Source organism: Guptibacillus hwajinpoensis (genome assembly GCF_020524165.1).
Lineage (GTDB): Bacteria > Bacillota > Bacilli > Bacillales > Guptibacillaceae > Guptibacillus > Guptibacillus hwajinpoensis_D.
In genome coordinates this window covers 31,090-49,956 of sequence record NZ_JAIVKU010000004.1, presented here as the reverse complement: position 1 = coordinate 49,956, position 18,867 = coordinate 31,090, and the positions used below count along the sequence as shown (strand labels likewise).

Annotated in this window: 20 protein-coding genes; 1 reads left to right on the top strand and 19 read right to left on the bottom strand. The window is 40.5% G+C overall.

Features of this window, described 5'->3' with window-relative positions; all coding sequences use genetic code 11:
• Positions 1-53 precede the first annotated feature (53 nt).
• Genes LC090_RS07210 through LC090_RS07190 form a run of 5 tightly spaced genes read right to left on the bottom strand, consistent with a single transcriptional unit; the run spans position 54 to position 3,952 of the window.
• Positions 54-1,187 carry a bifunctional cystathionine gamma-lyase/homocysteine desulfhydrase gene (locus LC090_RS07210; protein WP_226656733.1) on the bottom strand — a complete coding sequence of 378 codons (1,134 nt, stop codon included), beginning with the start codon at positions 1,185-1,187 and terminating at the stop codon, positions 54-56.
• A gap of 3 nt (positions 1,188-1,190) precedes the next feature.
• The gene (locus LC090_RS07205) at positions 1,191-2,114 is read right to left on the bottom strand and encodes a PLP-dependent cysteine synthase family protein (RefSeq protein WP_226656731.1); all 924 of its coding nucleotides are present in this window, start codon (positions 2,112-2,114) and stop codon (positions 1,191-1,193) included.
• Positions 2,115-2,129: 15 nt separating this feature from the next.
• The gene (locus LC090_RS07200; RefSeq protein ID WP_159783377.1) at positions 2,130-2,597 is read right to left on the bottom strand and encodes an S-ribosylhomocysteine lyase; all 468 of its coding nucleotides are present in this window, start codon (positions 2,595-2,597) and stop codon (positions 2,130-2,132) included.
• Positions 2,590-3,294, bottom strand: a complete 705-nt coding sequence (gene mtnN, locus LC090_RS07195) for a 5'-methylthioadenosine/S-adenosylhomocysteine nucleosidase (protein ID WP_226656728.1) — start codon at positions 3,292-3,294, stop codon at positions 2,590-2,592. The genes LC090_RS07200 and mtnN overlap by 8 nt, the downstream gene beginning before the upstream one ends.
• A 19-nt stretch (positions 3,295-3,313) precedes the next feature.
• Positions 3,314-3,952 (bottom strand): class I SAM-dependent DNA methyltransferase, encoded by a 639-nt coding sequence (locus LC090_RS07190; protein ID WP_226656726.1) that lies wholly within the window; start codon positions 3,950-3,952, stop codon positions 3,314-3,316.
• A 160-nt stretch (positions 3,953-4,112) separates the two neighbouring features.
• Between LC090_RS07190 and LC090_RS07185 the strand changes: the two genes are divergently transcribed.
• Complete coding sequence (locus LC090_RS07185) at positions 4,113-4,319, top strand: YrzA family protein (protein WP_226656723.1); 207 nt, start codon at positions 4,113-4,115, stop codon at positions 4,317-4,319.
• A gap of 29 nt (positions 4,320-4,348) precedes the next feature.
• Here the strand turns inward: LC090_RS07185 and LC090_RS07180 are convergent, their stop codons facing one another.
• The 14 genes from LC090_RS07180 to LC090_RS07115 all read right to left on the bottom strand — a co-directional run bounded on the left by LC090_RS07180 (position 4,349) and on the right by LC090_RS07115 (position 18,782).
• Positions 4,349-5,017 (bottom strand): DUF1510 family protein, encoded by a 669-nt coding sequence (locus LC090_RS07180; protein ID WP_226656721.1) that lies wholly within the window; start codon positions 5,015-5,017, stop codon positions 4,349-4,351.
• Between the two features lie 83 nt (positions 5,018-5,100).
• On the bottom strand, positions 5,101-6,810 hold the full coding sequence (locus LC090_RS07175; protein WP_226656719.1) for a peptidoglycan D,D-transpeptidase FtsI family protein: 1,710 nt from the start codon (positions 6,808-6,810) through the stop codon (positions 5,101-5,103).
• A 130-nt stretch (positions 6,811-6,940) separates the two neighbouring features.
• Complete coding sequence (gene greA / locus LC090_RS07170; RefSeq protein WP_226656717.1) at positions 6,941-7,417, bottom strand: transcription elongation factor GreA; 477 nt, start codon at positions 7,415-7,417, stop codon at positions 6,941-6,943.
• Between the two features lie 82 nt (positions 7,418-7,499).
• On the bottom strand, positions 7,500-8,138 hold the full coding sequence (gene udk, locus LC090_RS07165; RefSeq protein WP_179886333.1) for a uridine kinase: 639 nt from the start codon (positions 8,136-8,138) through the stop codon (positions 7,500-7,502).
• Positions 8,139-8,195: 57 nt separating this feature from the next.
• Positions 8,196-8,840, bottom strand: coding sequence for an O-methyltransferase (locus tag LC090_RS07160; protein ID WP_226656715.1), 645 nt, complete (start codon positions 8,838-8,840; stop codon positions 8,196-8,198).
• An 86-nt stretch (positions 8,841-8,926) separates the two neighbouring features.
• Positions 8,927-10,081, bottom strand: coding sequence for an endolytic transglycosylase MltG (gene mltG, locus LC090_RS07155; RefSeq protein ID WP_226656713.1), 1,155 nt, complete (start codon positions 10,079-10,081; stop codon positions 8,927-8,929).
• Positions 10,082-10,338: 257 nt separating this feature from the next.
• Positions 10,339-10,623 (bottom strand): DUF1292 domain-containing protein, encoded by a 285-nt coding sequence (locus LC090_RS07150; protein ID WP_224593493.1) that lies wholly within the window; start codon positions 10,621-10,623, stop codon positions 10,339-10,341.
• A 12-nt stretch (positions 10,624-10,635) separates the two neighbouring features.
• Positions 10,636-11,055 carry a Holliday junction resolvase RuvX gene (gene ruvX / locus LC090_RS07145; protein WP_226656711.1) on the bottom strand — a complete coding sequence of 140 codons (420 nt, stop codon included), beginning with the start codon at positions 11,053-11,055 and terminating at the stop codon, positions 10,636-10,638.
• 9 nt (positions 11,056-11,064) lie between these two features.
• Positions 11,065-11,328 carry an IreB family regulatory phosphoprotein gene (locus LC090_RS07140; RefSeq protein ID WP_224593487.1) on the bottom strand — a complete coding sequence of 88 codons (264 nt, stop codon included), beginning with the start codon at positions 11,326-11,328 and terminating at the stop codon, positions 11,065-11,067.
• Positions 11,329-11,407: 79 nt separating this feature from the next.
• Positions 11,408-14,041 carry an alanine--tRNA ligase gene (alaS, locus tag LC090_RS07135; protein ID WP_226656708.1) on the bottom strand — a complete coding sequence of 878 codons (2,634 nt, stop codon included), beginning with the start codon at positions 14,039-14,041 and terminating at the stop codon, positions 11,408-11,410.
• 373 nt (positions 14,042-14,414) lie between these two features.
• The gene (locus tag LC090_RS07130) at positions 14,415-15,479 is read right to left on the bottom strand and encodes an AI-2E family transporter (protein WP_226656706.1); all 1,065 of its coding nucleotides are present in this window, start codon (positions 15,477-15,479) and stop codon (positions 14,415-14,417) included.
• Positions 15,480-15,509: 30 nt separating this feature from the next.
• Positions 15,510-15,698, bottom strand: coding sequence for a hypothetical protein (locus tag LC090_RS07125; RefSeq protein WP_224593810.1), 189 nt, complete (start codon positions 15,696-15,698; stop codon positions 15,510-15,512).
• A 117-nt stretch (positions 15,699-15,815) separates the two neighbouring features.
• Positions 15,816-18,086, bottom strand: coding sequence for an SF1B family DNA helicase RecD2 (recD2, locus tag LC090_RS07120; RefSeq protein WP_226656704.1), 2,271 nt, complete (start codon positions 18,084-18,086; stop codon positions 15,816-15,818).
• Positions 18,087-18,113: 27 nt separating this feature from the next.
• On the bottom strand, positions 18,114-18,782 hold the full coding sequence (locus tag LC090_RS07115) for a tetratricopeptide repeat protein (protein ID WP_226656702.1): 669 nt from the start codon (positions 18,780-18,782) through the stop codon (positions 18,114-18,116).
• Positions 18,783-18,867 lie beyond the last annotated feature (85 nt).

The following is an 18,867-nucleotide window of genomic DNA, read 5'->3' as shown; positions in this document are numbered from 1 at the left end:
CTTTCCAGTCGTATAAAAGCCCTTATCTGAATAAACCAGATAAGGGCTTACTATTATGCTAAAGCGTTTGAAAGATCTTCAATCAAATCCTCTGCGTCTTCAAGTCCAACAGAAATACGAACAAGACCTTCTGTAATGCCAAGCTCTGCTCGTCGATCTTTCGGAATAGAAGCGTGTGTCATTCGAGCAGGAACAGAGATTAAGCTCTCTACTGCTCCTAAACTTTCAGCTAGAGTAAAATAGTTCACTTTACTTAATAGCTCATCTGCCTTTTCTGCACTGCCAATATCAAAGGAAATCATACCACCGAAACCACGTGATTGATTAACTGCAATATCATTACCAGGATGTGTGCTTAGCCCAGGATAGTAGATTTTTTCAACAGAAGGATGCTTGCTTAGGAATTGAACAATTTTAGCCGTGTTTTTCTCATGTTCTTCCATCCGTACTCCGAGCGTTTTCAAACCTCGAATCAGTAACCATGAATCTTGGGGTCCAAGAATAGCACCTGCTGAGTTTTGAACAAAATGAACTTCTTCTGCAAGCTCCTTCGAATTAACGACTACAAGACCAGCAACAACATCACTATGCCCACCTAAATATTTCGTTGCTGAGTGAAGGACAATATCTGCACCGTGGTCAATCGGGTTCTGCCAATAAGGTGTATTAAACGTATTATCAACAATCGTTAAAAGGTTATTTTCTTTTGCAAGTTTCGAAATGGCTTGAATATCGGTAACCTTTAATAGTGGATTCGTTGGTGTTTCAACGTAAATAGCTTTCGTGTTATCCTGGATCGCCTCTTTTACAACTTCTAAATCAGTTGTATCTACAAATGTAGATTCGATGCCTAGACGATTTAATACTTTTGTCATTACGCGATATGTGCCACCGTAAACGTCATCTGTCATGACAACATGATCTCCAGAATTGAACATCATCATAACAGAAGAGATGGCTGCCATTCCGGAGCCAAATGCAAACCCTGCGAATCCATTTTCAAGGTCTTTAATCAGCTCCTCAAGAGCATGACGCGTTGGATTTCCTGTTCTGGAATATTCATAGCCGTTGAACTTGCCAACTGCTTCTTGCTTGTACGTGCTTACCTGGTAGATTGGTACTGATACTGCACCTGTTTGTGGATCACCAGTAATCCCACCATGAATAAGTTTTGTTTTTGGCTTCATTGCTTAAATGCCTCCCTGATAAATCTTCTTACTTAAGTATCGTTCACTACTATCTGGAAAGATCGTAGCAATATTTGTTCCTGGACGAGCTTGCTGCGCCTCAATAAGAGCTGCTTCAAGAGCCGCGCCTGAGGAACTTCCTACTAAAAGACCTTCTTTTTCAGCCAGTTCCTTAACACGATTAAAGGCGACTTCATCTGTCACAGTGTGAATGCTATCGAAATATGCCGCATCCATGTACTCAGGAAGAAACTCCATGCCAATCCCTTCCGTTTTATGAGGCCCAGATTCCCCGCCGTTCAAAATGGAGCCCTCAGGTTCAACGATGGCGGTTTTAACATTTGGGTTCTGCTCCTTTAAATAGCGAGCCGTACCCATAAATGTTCCACCCGTGCCTGCACCAGCTACAAAAACGTTAAGCTTACCATCAAGCTGCTTCCACAATTCTGGTCCAAGCGTTTTATAATAAGTAAGGGGATTAGCAGGATTTCCAAATTGACGTGGCATATAAGAATTAGGTATTTCCTCAATAAGCTCTTCAGCTCGAGCGATTGCACCCTTCATCCCTAGTTCAGTAGGGGTATTCACGATTTTAGCACCCAGCGCTCGCATTAAATCTTGCTTTTCCATACTGAACTTTTCAGGAACGACGAACATGACGGTATAGCCGCGATTTACTGCTGCAAGAGCAAGGCCAATGCCAGTATTTCCTGCCGTAGGTTCGATAAATGTACCACCCGGAGCTATTCGGTTATGATCAATGGCTTCTTGTAATAATTCCTGCCCAAGCCGATCTTTAATACTTCCGCCAGGATTATAGAACTCAAGCTTTGCAAAAAGGCGGACATCGTTCGGTAAATCAAAATGATGGAGCTCGATGACCGGAGTACGGCCGACGAGCTCATGTATATTATGAAAGATTTCCATCGTATGAAATCCCTTCTACTCCGCAAACACAATATGCCATTCATCACGATGCGTTAGCATTTCGTCTGCTATTTCTTTTGCTCCTTCTAAACTATGGTTAGCAGCCCAACCACATTGCACTTCATTACATGCTGGAACTTCATCCGCATTCAGTACATCTTGCAATGTTTTCTCAAGAACTTCAAGGATTTCGTCATAGTTTGAGTGATTGAGGACCGCTAAATAAAATCCTGTCTGACATCCCATTGGTCCAATATCAACAACGTTTTCCATATGGTTACGAATGTTTTCAGCCATTAAATGTTCAATGGAATGAAGACCTGCCATTTCCATATGTTCTTTATTTGGTTGCTTAAAGCGAATATCGTATTTATAAATTTCATCACCATTTGGTCCCTTTGTTACACCTACAAGGCGAACATACGGGGCTGCTACTTTTGTATGATCAAGGTTGAAACTTTCTACATTCATTTTTTTAGCCATTCTTACTCAACTCCTCCACTAGATTTAAAATTAAGTTTGCTGAATTAATTGAAGCTGTCTCAAGAAATTGATCGAAAGAAATATTTGATTCTTTCCCTGCAATATCAGAAAGGGAGCGGATAATAACAAAGGGTGTACCGAATTGATAACAAACTTGTGCAATTGCTCCTGCTTCCATTTCAGCAGCATCAAGATTGGCAAGCTTCGATCGAACGTAATCCACTCTTTCAGCATCATTCATAAAGGAATCACCTGTTGCGATCATTCCCTTCACTACTTGATGCTCCGTTACTTTCTCAGCACTTCGCTCAGCCGCTTCTACTAGCATGCTGTTTGGTTCATAAAGAGCCGGCATTTGAGGAACCTGACCGTATTCGTAACCGAAAATGGTGGCATCCACATCATGGTAGCGAACTTCTGAAGAAATGACGATGTCGCCTACTTTTAGTTCAGGGTTAAATCCACCAGCAGAGCCTGTATTTAGAATATAATCTGGTTTAAATAGTTGATTCATTAACGTCGTACCGATGGCTGCATTGACTTTACCAATGCCTGATTTCAAGAGAACGACCTCCTGACCATCAATGCTTCCTGTTGTGAACTCAGATCCTGCAATCACCTGTTCTTCCCTGTGATCGAGACGGTCACGTAAAATTCTTACTTCTTCTTCCATTGCTCCAATAATACCGATCTTCATGACGTACTCCTTTACCTGTTCAATTTTTAATGGCTTCCATCAACCAAACAAAATCATTTAGCTGAGTAAACACAACCCGAAATCCGTGTTTTTGGAATAGTTCCTTTAATACTGGAATGGTTGTATAATATTCCGTTTGCAAATCCTGTAGCAAATTGAAATATCCTTTTGCTTTCACTTTCTCATGCATCTCTATTCTAGCATTCTCATCTTTGAATGCTGTATCCGCAAATACAATTTTATCATTTTGCCCCAGTAGTTGGCTATATTTGTGAATGGCGATCTCTTTCTCTTCATCAGTGAGATGGTGAAATGCATAGGTACTTACGATTGTTTGGACAGGTTTAGTCGGAGTTGGAAAAGCCATAAAATCACCATCATGGAATGTGATGTCAGGTAGTCTTTCACTCGCCTTTTCTCTCATGGCTTTAGATGGTTCCACACCAGTTACGTCCAGCCCTACATTCAGTAAAATAGACGTTAAGTTCCCTGTTCCAACCCCAAATTCTAATACGTGGCCAGAGGAAGCATGAGCAACTGCAGATAAAATTCGATCGTACCCTTTAAAAACGTCACGATATTCTTCATCCTGTCCCGCTACCGTTGTATCGTACGAATCAGCCCAGCGCTCAAATAGATCAATAAATTCTCTTCCCATTACTGTCACATCGCTTTCCAAAATTTAATTCATAGTATTAAGGTATGAATAATATGCATTATGGTTCTAACTTATCATATTCTTTTTTGAATTTCAATTTGTATGATTTAACAAAAATGTGTAGACTGTTAATGGATAGCATTTTAAGGAGGAGCAACAAATGAGTTTTTCGCTCGAACGGATTGATGACAAAGTGGAATTCTTCGAAGGATTTTCATTAGAAGAAATTGAGAAAAAAATACAAGTTCAGATTGACAACAACCGGGCTTTGCTGTTACAGGTACATTCTGTTCAGCATCATGCGCTTACACATGAGAAAACAGGCAGACCATACTATTCTGCTGTTGTTCATTTTAAGGCAAAATAAAAAGCAGGAGCAATTGCTCCTGCTTTTTACTATTCTGTCCTAACACTAACTGGTTTCCAGCCTTCCCCATCAATCCATTCAAGTTCGATGTAATAAACCTGATTTCCAGAGCCCGCTTTACTCACACGTGCATATGACTGTTGAGGTCCACCATTTCCCCCTATTTTCCAAATCGTCATTTCATCTGCAGACAATCCCATAACAGACTCAACTGCTTTTACCTTTTCATTCCAATCAGTGGAACCAAGATCATAGCTAGAAGTATGTGGTCCTGACTGTGTTGTACCTACAGGCTCCCAGGGTCCTTCAAGGTTTGGTTCGCCTGGTTCTTGATCAGCCTTTTCTTTCTCTTGATCTTCTTTCTCTTGATCTTCTTTCTTCTGATCTTTTTCTTCGTCAGTACTTTCTTCTTTCGTACTATCTTTATCAGTAGCGCTATCCGATTCTGAATCAGCGTCTGAATCTTTCGAATCAGCTTCATCAGAAGTAACGGCATCGTCACTGGTACTATTCGATTTTTCATCCGAATTTGTTTGTGCAGTTTGCTGTTCTTCACTTGCTGTTTGCTGAGAGTCGTCACCAGTAAAGACAATGTTGGCAACAAGTACAAGTATCACTGCGAGAACAATTCCAATTAAACTATTTAGGACGATATTTTGTTTTCTCTTTGAATGACGGTCCCCATATCGTGATCTCAAACCTATCCACTCCTCTATTTAGCTGTTGTTCTTATTCTACCATCTCTAAATGATTCGTAGAAGGCTTGACTTTTGTATCGTTTTTATCTCTTCAATTGGTGTAAATCCTTAACAATGGTAGCAAATGCTTCGTAAGCTCGATATTGATTTTCTTTTCGTTCGAAATCTACAACCACAAGAGCATATTTTGGAGCATCATATGGAAAATAACCAGCAAACCATTGATGATCATACGGAACGTCTTCACCAAGTTCAGCGGTACCCGACTTTCCTGCAACTTGAAAAGGTAAATCACTTAAATAAGTGTTACCTGTACCACTTACGACTACTTCTCGAAGTGATGCTCGAAGAGATTTAATGACGCTATCCGAAAGCTTCTCATCATGACTGATTTCCTTGAAGCTAAGGAACGTCGTTCCGTTTCGATAGAGAAGATCGCTAACAACTCTGACATCTTTTGGTTCTCCTCCTCTACCAATTGTGGCCATCATATTAGCGAGTGCAAGGGGACTTAATTTCACATTTAATTGGCCAATTGCTGTTTGGTCAATTGCTTTACGTATCCTCTTATCTTTTTCATCTTTAAAAAAGATCGGGCTAGACTCATCTGGAAATTGCTTGAAATTTTCATAATGATAGAGCTTACCTTCCCATCCAACCGCTGTCGCTACTCCTAGTTTCTTTGCTGTCTTCTCAATGACTTCGGGATCTGTCTTTATAAGCTCTTCAGCAAGTTCGGTGAAGGCTGCATTACAGCTTTCGGCAAAACTGTCTTTAAGGTTTAGCGTACCTAGTGTACGTTTTCCATTGCCATCACGATACAAATTTTGATCACAATCAAAAAGACGCGTTTCTTTAACCCCGCTTTCATATGCAGCTGCAAGAATCAGAGTTTTAAATACAGATCCTGGGAAGTGCCCTTTTACCATTTGATTCTCAGCCCCTTTCCCTAGAGGATCTTCTGAATCAAATAATGGACGACTCACCATGCCGATGACATTATTCGAGTCGATGTCAATGAGAACAGCCCCACCATTTGTAATACCTGATTCATCTACCGCTTTCTCAAGACTCTTTTGAATCTCAGTATCTAAAGTGGTCTTTAATTGCAGTGGATAGAATGAATCTGTACTTGAGAAAAATTTCACATCAAGACCAAGAAGGGGATTGCCTTGGCGGTCCGCATGATAAAGAAGCGTTGTATCTCCTTCAGATAGTAGAAAGGGATCAAAAGCAAGCTGAAGACCAGATATCCCTAACTTTGTTTTTTCATCAATTGATCCCTCAGCCCATTTTTCTGGATATTTCGATTGAATTAATTCTGGGTTTGGTCTTACACTCCCAATGACATGAGTCGCTAATGGATTTTCATTTACCGGTTTATTTACAGCATAAACCCCAGGAATACTTTTTTCATTTACCTGCTTCATTTGTTCAATCGTTAACGTTTTATTAAACGTAAAAGGCTGTATTTTCCCTTCAAATGAGCGTTCAAGACGCTCAGGAGATACGTTGATAATATTGGCAACCTCTTCAAGCGGCCAATCTCTTTCTTTTAGAAAAGGAAATAAAATGAGTGCCGGAATCGATTCACTCATGGGTATACCGTTTCGATCAAGTATTGTTCCCCTACCTTCATCTAGCACGAAGGATTGGGTTCGTTGGTTAATACTTGATTCGATTAGATTTACGTGATGTTTAGAGTAAGATTCCGTTTCAACTAACTGAAGTTGAACCAATCGACCGATTAACAAAAACATCCCACATACAAGGAGAACCCCGATACCGATCATCCTTTTCTTCCTCATTCCTCTCACCTCAGTAAGAGTTTCGACGGATGTCCTCTATTTCAAACCCTTGAGGTTTATTTGATCAAAACCATCAAAAAAGACAGCCTGAACGGCTGCCTTTTCCTTCTTCCAATTAGCTAACTTCTAAAATTTCTACACGGATTTCTCCACCAGGAGTTTGAACATTTACTTTTTCTCCAATTTGACGACCAAGAAGGCTTTTCGCCATCGGGGAATCGTTTGAAATCTTTCCTTCAAATGGATCGGCTTCTGCACTACCAACGATGAAATATTCTTCTTCATCACCATCTGGAATTTCAACAAACTTAACACGTTTACCTATTGAAACAACGCTAGATGAACTGTTATCTTCTTCGATAATTTCAGCATTTCGAATCATATTTTCAACAGTTTGAATTCGCGCTTCAACAAATGCCTGCTCATCTTTCGCAGCATCATATTCAGAGTTCTCAGAGAGGTCTCCAAAACTACGCGCTACTTTAATACGTTCCACTACTTCTTTACGTTTTTCTGTTTTTAGGAGGTCAAGCTCCTTCTCAAGCTTTTCTTTACCTTCCTGTGTCATGTAATACTTTTTATCCTCTGCCATTTCATTCACTCCTTCATCAATTAAGGGCATCAATCGTAATAAACTGTATGAAAAAAAGAGGTAAATATACCTCGTTTAATCGTTATAGCATCGCTTTTTCTTCAAGTATCGTATGAATCTTCGTAACCATCAGGTCAATCGCAACGCGATTTTGACCGCCTTCGGGGACAATAATATCTGCATAACGCTTCGTCGGTTCAATAAATTGAAGGTGCATCGGACGAACTACTGAAGTATATTGCTCAACCACTGAGTCAAGCGTTCTACCTCTGTCACGAATGTCGCGAACCATTCTTCTTAAGATACGCAAGTCTGCATCGGTATCAACAAATAACTTTATATCCATCAAATCACGAAGACGTTCATCTTCAAGAATTAGGATACCTTCCAAAATAATGACATCTTTCGGTTCGACAGGAATAATTTTATCAGATCTTGTGTGAACTGTATAGTCATACACTGGTTTTTGGATCGGTTTATATAACATTAACTCTTTAACATGCTCAATTAAAAGGTCATTATCAAAAGCAAGTGGATGGTCATAGTTTGTACCTAATCGTTCCGGCATTGACTTTTCACTCTGATCTTTGTAGTAAGAATCCTGTTCAATAACTAAAACGGACTGATCGGCAAACTGTTTGAAAATTTCTCGTGTTACAGTGGTTTTACCAGAGCCTGAACCTCCAGCAACACCAATTACTACGGGTCTATTAACCATAATTCTTCCCCTTCTATTATAGAAAAACCGCCCGTACATGTATACGTCGGCTTTCCTTCTTCATGAGTTTTTACGCTGACTTACAGCTAAACCATCTCCAATAGGATAAATTGTTGTATCTAACTCGGGATGGGAAATTAAAAATTCATTATAAAGTCGGAGCTTTTTTACCATCGATCTAAAGCGCTTCTCCTCAATTCCCTCTTCTGCTACCATACCTCTAAAGAGAATATTATCAGAAAACACTACTCCGCCTTTTTCTAATTCATCATAAAATTCATCAAAAAAACGTTGGTACTGACCTTTCGCTGCATCGATAAATAGAGCTTCATACGAACCATAGCTTTTAAGCTCATTAACAAGCTCGAGGGCATCGCCATATAGAACGGTAATTCGATCAGAATAGCCTGCTTTATCAATGTTTGCAATTGCTTCATTATAACGAGTTTCATCACGTTCTACAGTAAGTATTGCAGTGTCCGGCAAACGCTCAGCCATACGAATCGCTGAGTAGCCGATGGCTGCACCAATTTCCAAAATTCGTTTTGGCTTTAAGAAGGAAAGTAGTTGAAGCATAACATCAAGACTCGTTTGTTCCATAATAGGCACATGATTCTCTTCTGCATATTCTTCTATTTCTTTCGTTAAGCCTTCACGTTTCGGCCGTAAAGATTCTAGGTATTGTTCCACATGATCGGATATCATGATCGGTCCTCCTTCATGTAACCCGAATAATTTTATCATAATCGAAAGGGGAATGGTAGTCTTACTCGCCATTCCCCATAAATTTCTTATTCTTTTTTTGCTTCTTCTTCTTTCTTTTTATAATACTCGTCCCACTCTTTTTTATACTTCGCTACTTTTTTGTTGTGCTCATCATTGGTCTCTGAGAACAACGTTTCTCCACTTGGACGAGCGTAGAAATAAAGGGCGTCGGTATCAGCTGGCTCTATCGCAGCTACGATTGAAGATTCACCAGGATTCGCGATTGGTCCGACTGGCAAACCTTTTTGCTTATACGTATTATATGGCGATTTTAAATCAAGATCGTCCTGAGTGATTTCACCGGATTGTTCTCCTCTTGCATAAACAACTGTAGGGTCCGTTTGTAAAATCATGTCCTTCTCCAGGCGATTGTAAAACACTTTTGAAATCTTTGTTCGATCCGCCTTTGCGGAAGCTTCTTCTTCAATAATCGATGCGAGCGTCATCAGTTCATGAATGGAGTCGTCCCGCTCGTCTATCTCAGAACGATACTTATTTAGTACACTCTCCGTTTTTTCTAACATTTCTTTTACTACCGCTTCGACTGAAGGCTCTTCTTCAAAATCATAAGTAGCAGGGAAAAGGTAACCTTCAAGTGGATGACGAATCTCATCATTTAGAATATCATCTGTTAAAAACCAATATTCATTAATTAGAGTCTCAAGATACTTTTCATCATCTAACTGTTTTAGGACATCTTCTTTCTTCAAATCTAATTCCTTAGCAATTCGACCAGCAATATCTTCCACCCAAATTCCTTCTGGGACAGAAATCGTAGCAACGGCATCCTTCATTACTTTTCCGCTTTTCATAATTGCAATGATTTCATCCATCGTCATTGAGGGAGAAAGCTCATAATCACCGGCTTGAAAGCCGCTCTCATTTTTATATTTCACATAATAACGAAAAGCAGTCCCGTCTTTAATAATCCCCTCTTCTTCAAGAGTTTGACCGATCGAAGAAGTTGAAGATCCAATCGGAATCGTCACAGCTGTTTTCGCTTTGCTATTAGCATCCACTGGCTCAAGAATATTTTTTATGTAGAAATAACCGCCTGTTATAACGGCAGCCACCGTTATCGTTAAAAGCAATAAAATAATAAATACGATTTTTCTTACTGTTTGATTTTCAGTTTGGCGCTTCATAAGCTTCTCTTTATAAAGATCTTTAAAATCAGACAACGCCGCGGCCCCCTTTCGCTCTTCACCTATTATACTACAAGTCGACATATTGTCAGCGGTATTGCTAACGTTCGTCATTTTTACTCCAACATGTATTATACAAGTTAACGATAAAGGTTTGTAGTCATTTCCAGAAATCAGTCACAAATCGTTACCTTAAGTTGGCTAATGTACTTAAATTCTTCAAACTTTATGTTTAGCCACGCACCAACGTTAACCAAAGAAAAAAGCTACCGTCACCGGTAGCTTTTTGAACGTTATTCGTTCTCTTCTTCTTCAGAGAAAGTGTTGAGCATTTCTTCAACCATTTCCCATTCCTTATCTGATTCAATCGGGAAAAGCTTATAGTCGCGTTCTTCGTTATCTTCTTCTTCATAACGGAAAGCGTAAACTTCCACTTCTTCTTCGCTATCTGCCTGATCAGCTGGAACAACTGTCATATAAGATTGTCCGTTCTCAGCTACATCAAAAGTAAAGAGAACTTCAAATAAATGTTCGTCTCCATTTTCATCTGGAATGATAATGCGTTCTTTTTCCTCCATGTTTTCACCTCATTAATTTTGCTTGCTGTCTAAGTATCCTTGCAGAATCATAACAGCAGCCATCTTGTCGATCACTTTCTTCCTTTTCTTACGACTCACATCAGCACTGATTAGCATGCGTTCAGCAGCGACAGTTGTTAATCTCTCATCCCACATTTCTACTGGCAAACTGGTACTCGTTCGAATAAGCTCTGCAAATGCCTGACAAGCTTCACCACTCGGACCAATTGAACCATTCATGTTTTTAGGAAGTCCAACAACAATCTTGCTGACATCATTCCCATTAATGATTTCCATTAAACGATCAGGAATCACATCCTGCCTCTCTGGGTCACGTTTCACTGTTTCTAATCCCTGTGCCGTCCAACCCATCGCATCGCTTAGCGCGACACCGATTGTTTTCGTACCGACATCCAATCCAAGTGTTTTCATGCTGTCTCCTTATCTCTGATGATGAGTAAGATACGATTTCACAAGCTCTTCAATTAATTCATCACGTTCAAGTTTCCGAATTAAGCTTCTCGCATCATTGTGTCTCGGAATGTAAGCCGGATCCCCAGAAAGGAGGTAACCCACAATCTGGTTAATCGGATTGTAGCCCTTTTCTTGAAGAGCGCTATAGACTGTGAGCAACACTTCCTGGACATCGTGATTGTATGCGTCGTCTGGAAAATTAAATTTCATTGTTTTGTCCATCGAACTCATTCCTTACACCTCTTTCTCCGATCCCCATCTAGAATCGTAACTAGTCAACTAATTCTTATTGTACACTACTAAAACCAAATTAGGAAATGGATTTCACCCAATCTGTTGCGTATGCAAGTGCCTCATTCAGCTTCTCAGGGTTTTTGCCGCCTGCTTGAGCCATATCAGGACGACCACCACCGCCGCCACCACAGCGTGTAGCAAGCTCTTTAATCAACTTTCCAGCATGATAACCTTCTTTCACGAGATCATCAGTAATACCAGCAGCAAGCTGAACTTTCCCATCAGCTCCACTTCCTAATACGACAATGACGCTTCCAATTTGCGCTTTTAAATCATCAACAATGCTACGAAGGTTATTCATATCTGTATCGATTCGTTTTGCCACAACTTTCACACCATCGATTTCTTGTACATCTCCTGCCATTTGTTTAGCTTCCACATTCGCAAGTTTTGATGTTAAAGAATCATTTTGACGCTGCAAATCACGAATTTGTCCCAGCAGTGCTTCTGTTCTTGATGGAACGTCCTTCACATTTGATTTTAACAAGTCAGCCGTGTTTTTCAAAATCGATACTTGTTGATTCAGAACCTGGTAAGCTCCTTCACTTGTTACAGCTTCAATACGGCGCGTTCCTGCACCAATGCCTGATTCAGAAACAATTTTAAACAATCCAATCTCTGCTGTATTTTGAACGTGCGTACCGCCACATAATTCAAGACTATAATCCCCAACACGCACAACACGTACAGTATCTCCATACTTCTCGCCGAACAACGCCATAGCGCCCATTGCTTTTGCCTCATCAATTGGCTTGACCATCGTATTTACTGGAATGTTTGCCCATATCTGATCGTTTACCTGCTTTTCGATCTCTTCAAGCTCTTCTGATGTAATTTGCCCAAAATGTGAGAAATCAAAGCGAAGGCGCTCTGAACCTACGAGTGAACCAGCCTGGTTTACGTGCTCACCAAGAACATCCTTTAAAGCCTGATGAAGCAAGTGGGTTGCCGTATGATTCTTTACAATTGCCGAACGGTTCGAACGATTAATTTCAGCTGTAATTTTTGCTCCTGTTTTTATCGTTCCAGATTCAACAACTGCCGTATGGACGTGCTGCCCGTTTGGCGCTTTTTGGACATCCGTTACGCGAAGTTGCACATCTTCACCGCGAATAACACCAGGATCTGCAACTTGCCCGCCGCTTTCAGCATAGAAAGGTGTGCTTTGTAGAATAACTTGGATTTCGTCGCCTTCTGACGCTACTTCAGTCAGCTCTTTATCTTTTATGATAGCGACAACTTCTGTATCGACAGATCGCTCTTCATATCCGACAAAATCGCTTTCGACTGAAATATCACCAAGCGCGCCACCTTGAACCTGCATAGAACCTACATCCTGACGAGCGTCTCTAGCACGTTTACGCTGCATTCCCATTTCATGCTCGAAACCTGTACGATCAATTTCCATACCTTCTTCTTCTGCATACTCCTCGGTCAGTTCAACAGGGAAACCGTATGTGTCATATAGACGGAAAACATCGCTACCTGAAATAACGTGATTTCCCGCTGCTTTTTCTTTCTTCATAATTTCTGAAAGAATAGCAAGTCCCTCATTTAAGGTTTCGTAGAAGCGATCTTCTTCATTCTTAATCACTTTCTGAATAAATTCTTTCTTCTCATTCACTTCTGGATAGAATTCCACCATAATGTCTCCCACTACAGGAACAAGTTCATACATAAATGGACGGTTAATGCCAATTTGCTTCGCAAAACGAACAGCTCGTCTAAGTAATCTTCTTAATACATAGCCACGACCCTCATTGGATGGAAGGGCACCGTCACCAATTGCGAACGTAACCGTTCGAATATGGTCAGCAACTACTTTAAAAGCAGTATCACCTTCGCGAGAAGCTCCATACTTCACTTCCGCCATTCGCTCCGTTTCACGAATGGTCGGCATAAATAGATCTGTGTCATAGTTTGTCTTTGCATCTTGAATAACGGATACCATTCGTTCGAGACCCATCCCCGTATCAATGTTCTTCTTAGGTAAAGGGGTATAAGTGCCATCCGGATTATGGTTAAATTGAGAAAACACAAGGTTCCAAATTTCAAGATACCGCTCATTTTCGCCACCAGGATAGAGCTCTTCTTCTGGATCTTCTAAACCATATTCTTCACCACGGTCATAGAAAATCTCCGTATTTGGTCCACTTGGTCCTTCACCAATATCCCAGAAGTTTCCCTCTAGACGAATGATACGTTCTTCTGGGAGTCCAATCTTTTCACTCCATATCGTATAAGCTTCCTCATCTTCTGGATGAATCGTTACCGATAATTTATCAGCTTCAAAACCAATCCAATCTTTACTCGTTAAAAATTCCCATCCCCATTCAATCGCTTCTTCTTTAAAATAATCTCCAATTGAAAAGTTTCCAAGCATTTCAAAAAAAGTATGGTGACGTGCTGTCTTCCCTACATTTTCAATGTCATTCGTACGAATTGACTTCTGTGCATTCACAATTCGTGGATTATCAGGGGTAACGCGCCCGTCAAAATATTTCTTTAATGTAGCAACTCCGCTATTGATCCACAACAAAGTTGGATCTTCATGAGGTACAAGTGATGCACTTGGTTCCACCGAGTGACTTTTTTCTTTAAAGAAATCGATAAACATCTGTCTTACTTCAGCTGACGATAAATTTTTCATTCGAAACATCCTCCTTCAATTCTGATTAAAATCTAGCGCTATATTTAGGTGGCGTTTTTTTAAATACAAAAAAACTCCCATCCCTGAATAAATCAGGGACGAGAGTTTTGATTCCATACTCACGCGGTACCACCCTGGTTATAGGCAAGTTCGCCTATCACCTCAAGCGACCGTAACGAGGTCGAGACGGCGGGGATTAATCCGCACTCAGGATTAGCGTTCTGTTGATCTTATTCTTAAAGCTCTTTCAGCCACGGAGCTTCTCTCTAACGAATACGTCTTGTACTCAAGAATAGGGGGCAACATACTGGATCCGTCAATGTGTTTGTTTCTTAATCTCTGGAATAATTATAGTCAGAGCATGAATCGTTTGTCAATTGCTTCGTTCATCTTCATTTCGATCGAGAATGAGCGCCTTTAATACAGCAAGAGCCGGAACTGCGAGTATCAATCCAACCACTCCGGCAATTTCTCCTCCTGCGAGTAGCCCAAAGATGATAATGACCGGGTGAATATGCAAACTTTTCCCTACAATATAAGGGGAAAGGATATTACTTTCGATAAACTGCAAAACAATAATAACAACAATCGTAATGATTGTCATTTTTACTGAAACAGTCGACGCGATTAATAGTGCTGGCGCCGCACCTAAAAAAGGGCCAAAATATGGAATGATATCTGTTACACCAACAATAAACCCGAGCAGGATTGCATAGGGAAGCTTGATTAGCCAAAAACCGAGCGCTGCGAGAACACCGAGAACACTAATGACAAAAAATTGACCTCGAATGTAATTTCCAAGTGATTCATCAATTCGAATTAATAAGTTTCTACCCGGCTTTCTCCACTTCGGAGGTGTGACTTTCCAAGCGGTTTTCTTTAACGTTTCAAAATCTTTTAGCAAATAGAACACAATAAAGGGGATGATCATGATAATAAAAAAAGAACTTAAAAGCTTTTTTGCTAATTCAATCGCAAGCGTTAACGTACGGTTAACGGCTTCCTCCACATCCTGAAACGTTTGATCCACTTTTTCTTGGAGCGCGGGCGGTAAATTAGCTGTAAAGTCATAAGTATGATGTACCGCATCCCGATACATATCGATAAACATTGGTACGTTCTCCATCAACTCTTGTGCTTGCTTCACAATATGTGGAATTCCTTTCACAATTGCATATCCTGTTCCACCAAAAAAGAGAACGTAAATTAAAAGTACAGCTACTCCTCGCGGCAGTCCTTCTTTGTGAATTTTTTCAACAATCGGATGCAGTAAATACGTAATAAGAGAAGCAATTAGAAAAGGAACAATTAATACAGTTAGCACATTTAGGACTGGCTCCCAAATTGGCGCTAACTTTAATAGCAAATAAACACAAAGAAAAACAAGCAGAAGGGTTGTTAAATAAATGAGCCAATTAAGGTTCCATTCACGCTTCACAATCTATCCCTCCTGCTAGCCATGTACCATCTACAGTTCCACTCGCATATCATAATCTTCAAATAAATCATCAAGGGATGTAAGTGAACCATCTTCTTCTACTTGATGAAGTGATAGGACGCCTTTGATCACAGACATTTCCACAAAGCAGTTCCAACAGTAGAATTGATTGGCACCGATTTTTCCTATATTTTTACTTTTACAATTTGGACAATGCATCTCCATATGCCTCCTAATCCAGCTATTTAAGAAGATATACTCCATCCTGCCCATACAGCAATCATTCTATACAGAAACCACTCCAACAAAAAAAGCCAGAGAAGCTCTCTGACCTTTTTAAATCGACTCTTCAATTATAGTTTGTTCACCGATCATTTCTTGCAATTTCTCCGTTAACTGCGTATTTCGAACCTGATCGTCTTCTGTGTTTATGGCAAGCTTAATCGCCTCTTCTTCGCCACATAAAATCAAATAATCCTTGCTTCTCGTAACGGCAGTATAAAGAAGGTTTTTCCGTAGCATTCGATAATATCCTTTTACAATAGGAAGGACCACAATCGGGAATTCACTACCCTGCGATTTATGAATGGAACAGCAATAAGCATGTGTTAGTTGATTAAAGTCCGGCCTATCGTATACCACTTCCTGTCCATCAAAAGAGACAACAAGCTGATCCTGTTTCTCTACATTTTCTTTTGCAAAGAAGACAGAAACGACTTCACCCATATCTCCGTTATAGACGTGATCTTCTGGATTGTTAACCAATTGAAGAATTTTATCTCCAACTCGATAAACGAGATCTCCATGTATAAGCTCTCTTCTCTGTTCTGTTGGAGGATTAAATAGCTTCTGAAGCTCCTGGTTCAATCGATCTACACCAGCGGAACCTCGATACATAGGAGCAAGCACTTGAATATCTCGAGGGGAATACCCTTTTTTTAAGGCGTTTCCGCACACTTGAGAAACAACATCAATAATTTGCGTTTGTGTGCATGGAAAAAACCTGCGATCAGGCGTAGGTTTACGAAACTCTGCTGGAAGCTTTCCTTCTTTGATCGAGTGGGCAAGATCTATAATCGAAGAACCTTCAGCCTGTCGGTATATATCTGTGAGTTTGCTAACTGGAAGGGCATGAGAATCAATCATATCTTTTAAAACTTGACCGGGTCCTACTGAAGGGAGCTGATCTTCATCTCCGACGACGATTACCTGAATTTGAGAAGGTAACGATTTAAATAATTGATTGGCAAGCCACACGTCTACCATCGAAACCTCATCAACAATCAATAGCCTGCCTTCTATCGGATTATTTTCATCGTGCTCAAATCCAGCTTCTCCCTTCCAGCCAAGTAATCTATGTATTGTAAAAGCTGGCAACCCTGTGGCTTCACTCATACGCTTTGCTGCTCTTCCAGTTGGAGCGACAAGTAGAACAGGAAAGGGATTTTCCTTTGTGTAATCTTTTGGCTCAAGAGAAAGTCCGTTTAATTCGGCATAAAGCTCAACAATCCCTTTTATAACCGTTGTTTTTCCTGTACCCGGCCCTCCGGTTAAGATCATAAACGGAGACGATATCGCTTTTTGTACGGCTTCACGCTGGGACGGCGCATACTGAATGCCAAGTCGTTCTTCGAGATCTCCAAGTGCGCGATAAAATTCAGATTCAGGAAAAGAGTCCGCGTACTCTGTTTGTGACATCACCTGATTTAATCCCGTTACGAGTCCTTTTTCTGCATAATAAAGAGAATGCAAATAAATTCTTTCGCGATCGAGAATTAGTTTATCGCTTTCGTAAAGAAAAATAAGTTCTCTTGAGATATCCGCTTCATCAGGTACGTCACCTAGCAGCTCATTCACCGATTGTATCAGAGCATCATACTCAAGATACACATGTCCTTCCTGTAATGTTTGTTCATTTAACGTATGAAGACATGCTGCCCGAATGCGATCGGGATGCTTTCCTTCAATACCAATCGATCTTCCTAAATCGTCTGCACGTCGGAAACCGATTCCTTCTACATCTTGAATAAGCTGGTAAGGATTTTTCTCAACGATTTCTAACGTTTCCTGCTTATACGCTTTAAATATTTTCATCGATAGCCTCGGACCAAATCCTAATTCGGTTAAACGAATCATGATTTGATCAAGGCCCTGATGTTCCATAAGAGAGTCGTATAAACCCTTCGCTTTTTCTTCAGATAACTTTGGAACTTGGCTTAGTACCGAGGGATCACGCATGATCTTAGCAATCGCGCGTTCTCCAAGTACATCAACAATCGATTCAGCGGTCTTTTCACCAATTCCATGGAACAAATCACTTGATAAGTATTGGACAAGCCCTGGCTTTGATTCAGGCATCTGTCGTTCAAATGATTCCACAGCATACTGTCTTCCATATCGAGGATGATCCGTAAAGCGTCCGTAAAAGACATACGTCTCATCTTCAAGAAGTCGCGGAATCATGCCATTCACAACAACTTCTTTCTCATCGTAGGCTTCATTCGTTTCTGATATTCGAAGTCTTGCCACCCCATACAAACTTTCTTCATTGAAAAAAATCATCTGTATCGGTCTTCCTTTGATATAACCTTTTTGTGGCTGATCCATAAGATCTTCTCTCCAATAACTAGAAATTTAATTGTTATTGTTCATCGCTTGCTCCATTTGCTTTTTACCGTTACCTGCTAGAAGATGATCTGGTTGAATGTCCAGGGCACGATCAAAACAAGTTAACGCTTTTGCTAAATGTTCCTGGTAGGCATAGCTAACACCAAGATTAAACCACGCATCGGCATGCTCTGGGTCCTCTTGCACAACTCTTTCAAACTGCGGAAGGGCTAAATCGACCGACCCTTGTTGCGCTAGACATAGAGCATATTGGAAACGCGCTTCTGAGTCTTCTTCATTTAGTTCGACAGCTCGTTGGAAGAACGGAAGCGCTAAACGAAGAGCATCCTGCATCATAAAGCATTGACCCATCATAAAGTGAACATCGCTTTGATCAAGCCCCTGCTGAATCGCTTTTTGATACATGTCTGCAGCGTCTTTGTATTGTTCTAGTTCAAAAAAGGCATTCCCTGCGCCGTAGTATGCAGTTCCCTGTGTTTCATCTAGATCAATCGCTTTTTCAAAATATGCCACGGCCTGTTTCACCTCTCCTGCTTGCGCCAAAAGGTTTCCGATATTTGTATAAGCAACCGGATCGTCCGGATTTTCTTCAATCGCTTCATAAAGTAGCGTTACAGCTTTTTCTAATTCTCCATTATTCATCGCTTCAATCGCTTGTTCATTTTTTTGGCTCATCTTAAAAACTCCTTATTTCTTTCGCTTATTCTCTAGTTTAGCATAAGTTAGCAGCTGATTCTTCACCTCAAAAAACAGCCTCATT

Excerpts from the sequence above, each read along its gene's own strand:
- LC090_RS07125 (WP_224593810.1), bottom strand. The coding sequence starts at position 15,698 with ATGCATTGTCCAAATTGTAAAAGTAAAAATATAGGAAAAATCGGTGCC.
- greA (WP_226656717.1), bottom strand. The coding sequence starts at position 7,417 with ATGGCAGAGGATAAAAAGTATTACATGACACAGGAAGGTAAAGAAAAG.
- LC090_RS07185 (WP_226656723.1), top strand. The coding sequence starts at position 4,113 with ATGAGTTTTTCGCTCGAACGGATTGATGACAAAGTGGAATTCTTCGAA.
- LC090_RS07190 (WP_226656726.1), bottom strand. The coding sequence starts at position 3,952 with ATGGGAAGAGAATTTATTGATCTATTTGAGCGCTGGGCTGATTCGTAC.
- LC090_RS07140 (WP_224593487.1), bottom strand. The coding sequence starts at position 11,328 with ATGAGTTCGATGGACAAAACAATGAAATTTAATTTTCCAGACGACGCA.
- ruvX (WP_226656711.1), bottom strand. The coding sequence starts at position 11,055 with ATGAAAACACTTGGATTGGATGTCGGTACGAAAACAATCGGTGTCGCG.
- alaS (WP_226656708.1), bottom strand. The coding sequence starts at position 14,041 with ATGAAAAATTTATCGTCAGCTGAAGTAAGACAGATGTTTATCGATTTC.
- recD2 (WP_226656704.1), bottom strand. The coding sequence starts at position 18,086 with ATGGATCAGCCACAAAAAGGTTATATCAAAGGAAGACCGATACAGATG.
- LC090_RS07115 (WP_226656702.1), bottom strand. The coding sequence starts at position 18,782 with ATGAGCCAAAAAAATGAACAAGCGATTGAAGCGATGAATAATGGAGAA.
- mtnN (WP_226656728.1), bottom strand. The coding sequence starts at position 3,294 with ATGAAGATCGGTATTATTGGAGCAATGGAAGAAGAAGTAAGAATTTTA.
- LC090_RS07175 (WP_226656719.1), bottom strand. The coding sequence starts at position 6,810 with ATGATCGGTATCGGGGTTCTCCTTGTATGTGGGATGTTTTTGTTAATC.
- LC090_RS07200 (WP_159783377.1), bottom strand. The coding sequence starts at position 2,597 with ATGGCTAAAAAAATGAATGTAGAAAGTTTCAACCTTGATCATACAAAA.
- LC090_RS07205 (WP_226656731.1), bottom strand. The coding sequence starts at position 2,114 with ATGGAAATCTTTCATAATATACATGAGCTCGTCGGCCGTACTCCGGTC.
- LC090_RS07150 (WP_224593493.1), bottom strand. The coding sequence starts at position 10,623 with ATGGAGGAAAAAGAACGCATTATCATTCCAGATGAAAATGGAGACGAA.
- LC090_RS07160 (WP_226656715.1), bottom strand. The coding sequence starts at position 8,840 with ATGATATCCGATCATGTGGAACAATACCTAGAATCTTTACGGCCGAAA.
- LC090_RS07210 (WP_226656733.1), bottom strand. The coding sequence starts at position 1,187 with ATGAAGCCAAAAACAAAACTTATTCATGGTGGGATTACTGGTGATCCA.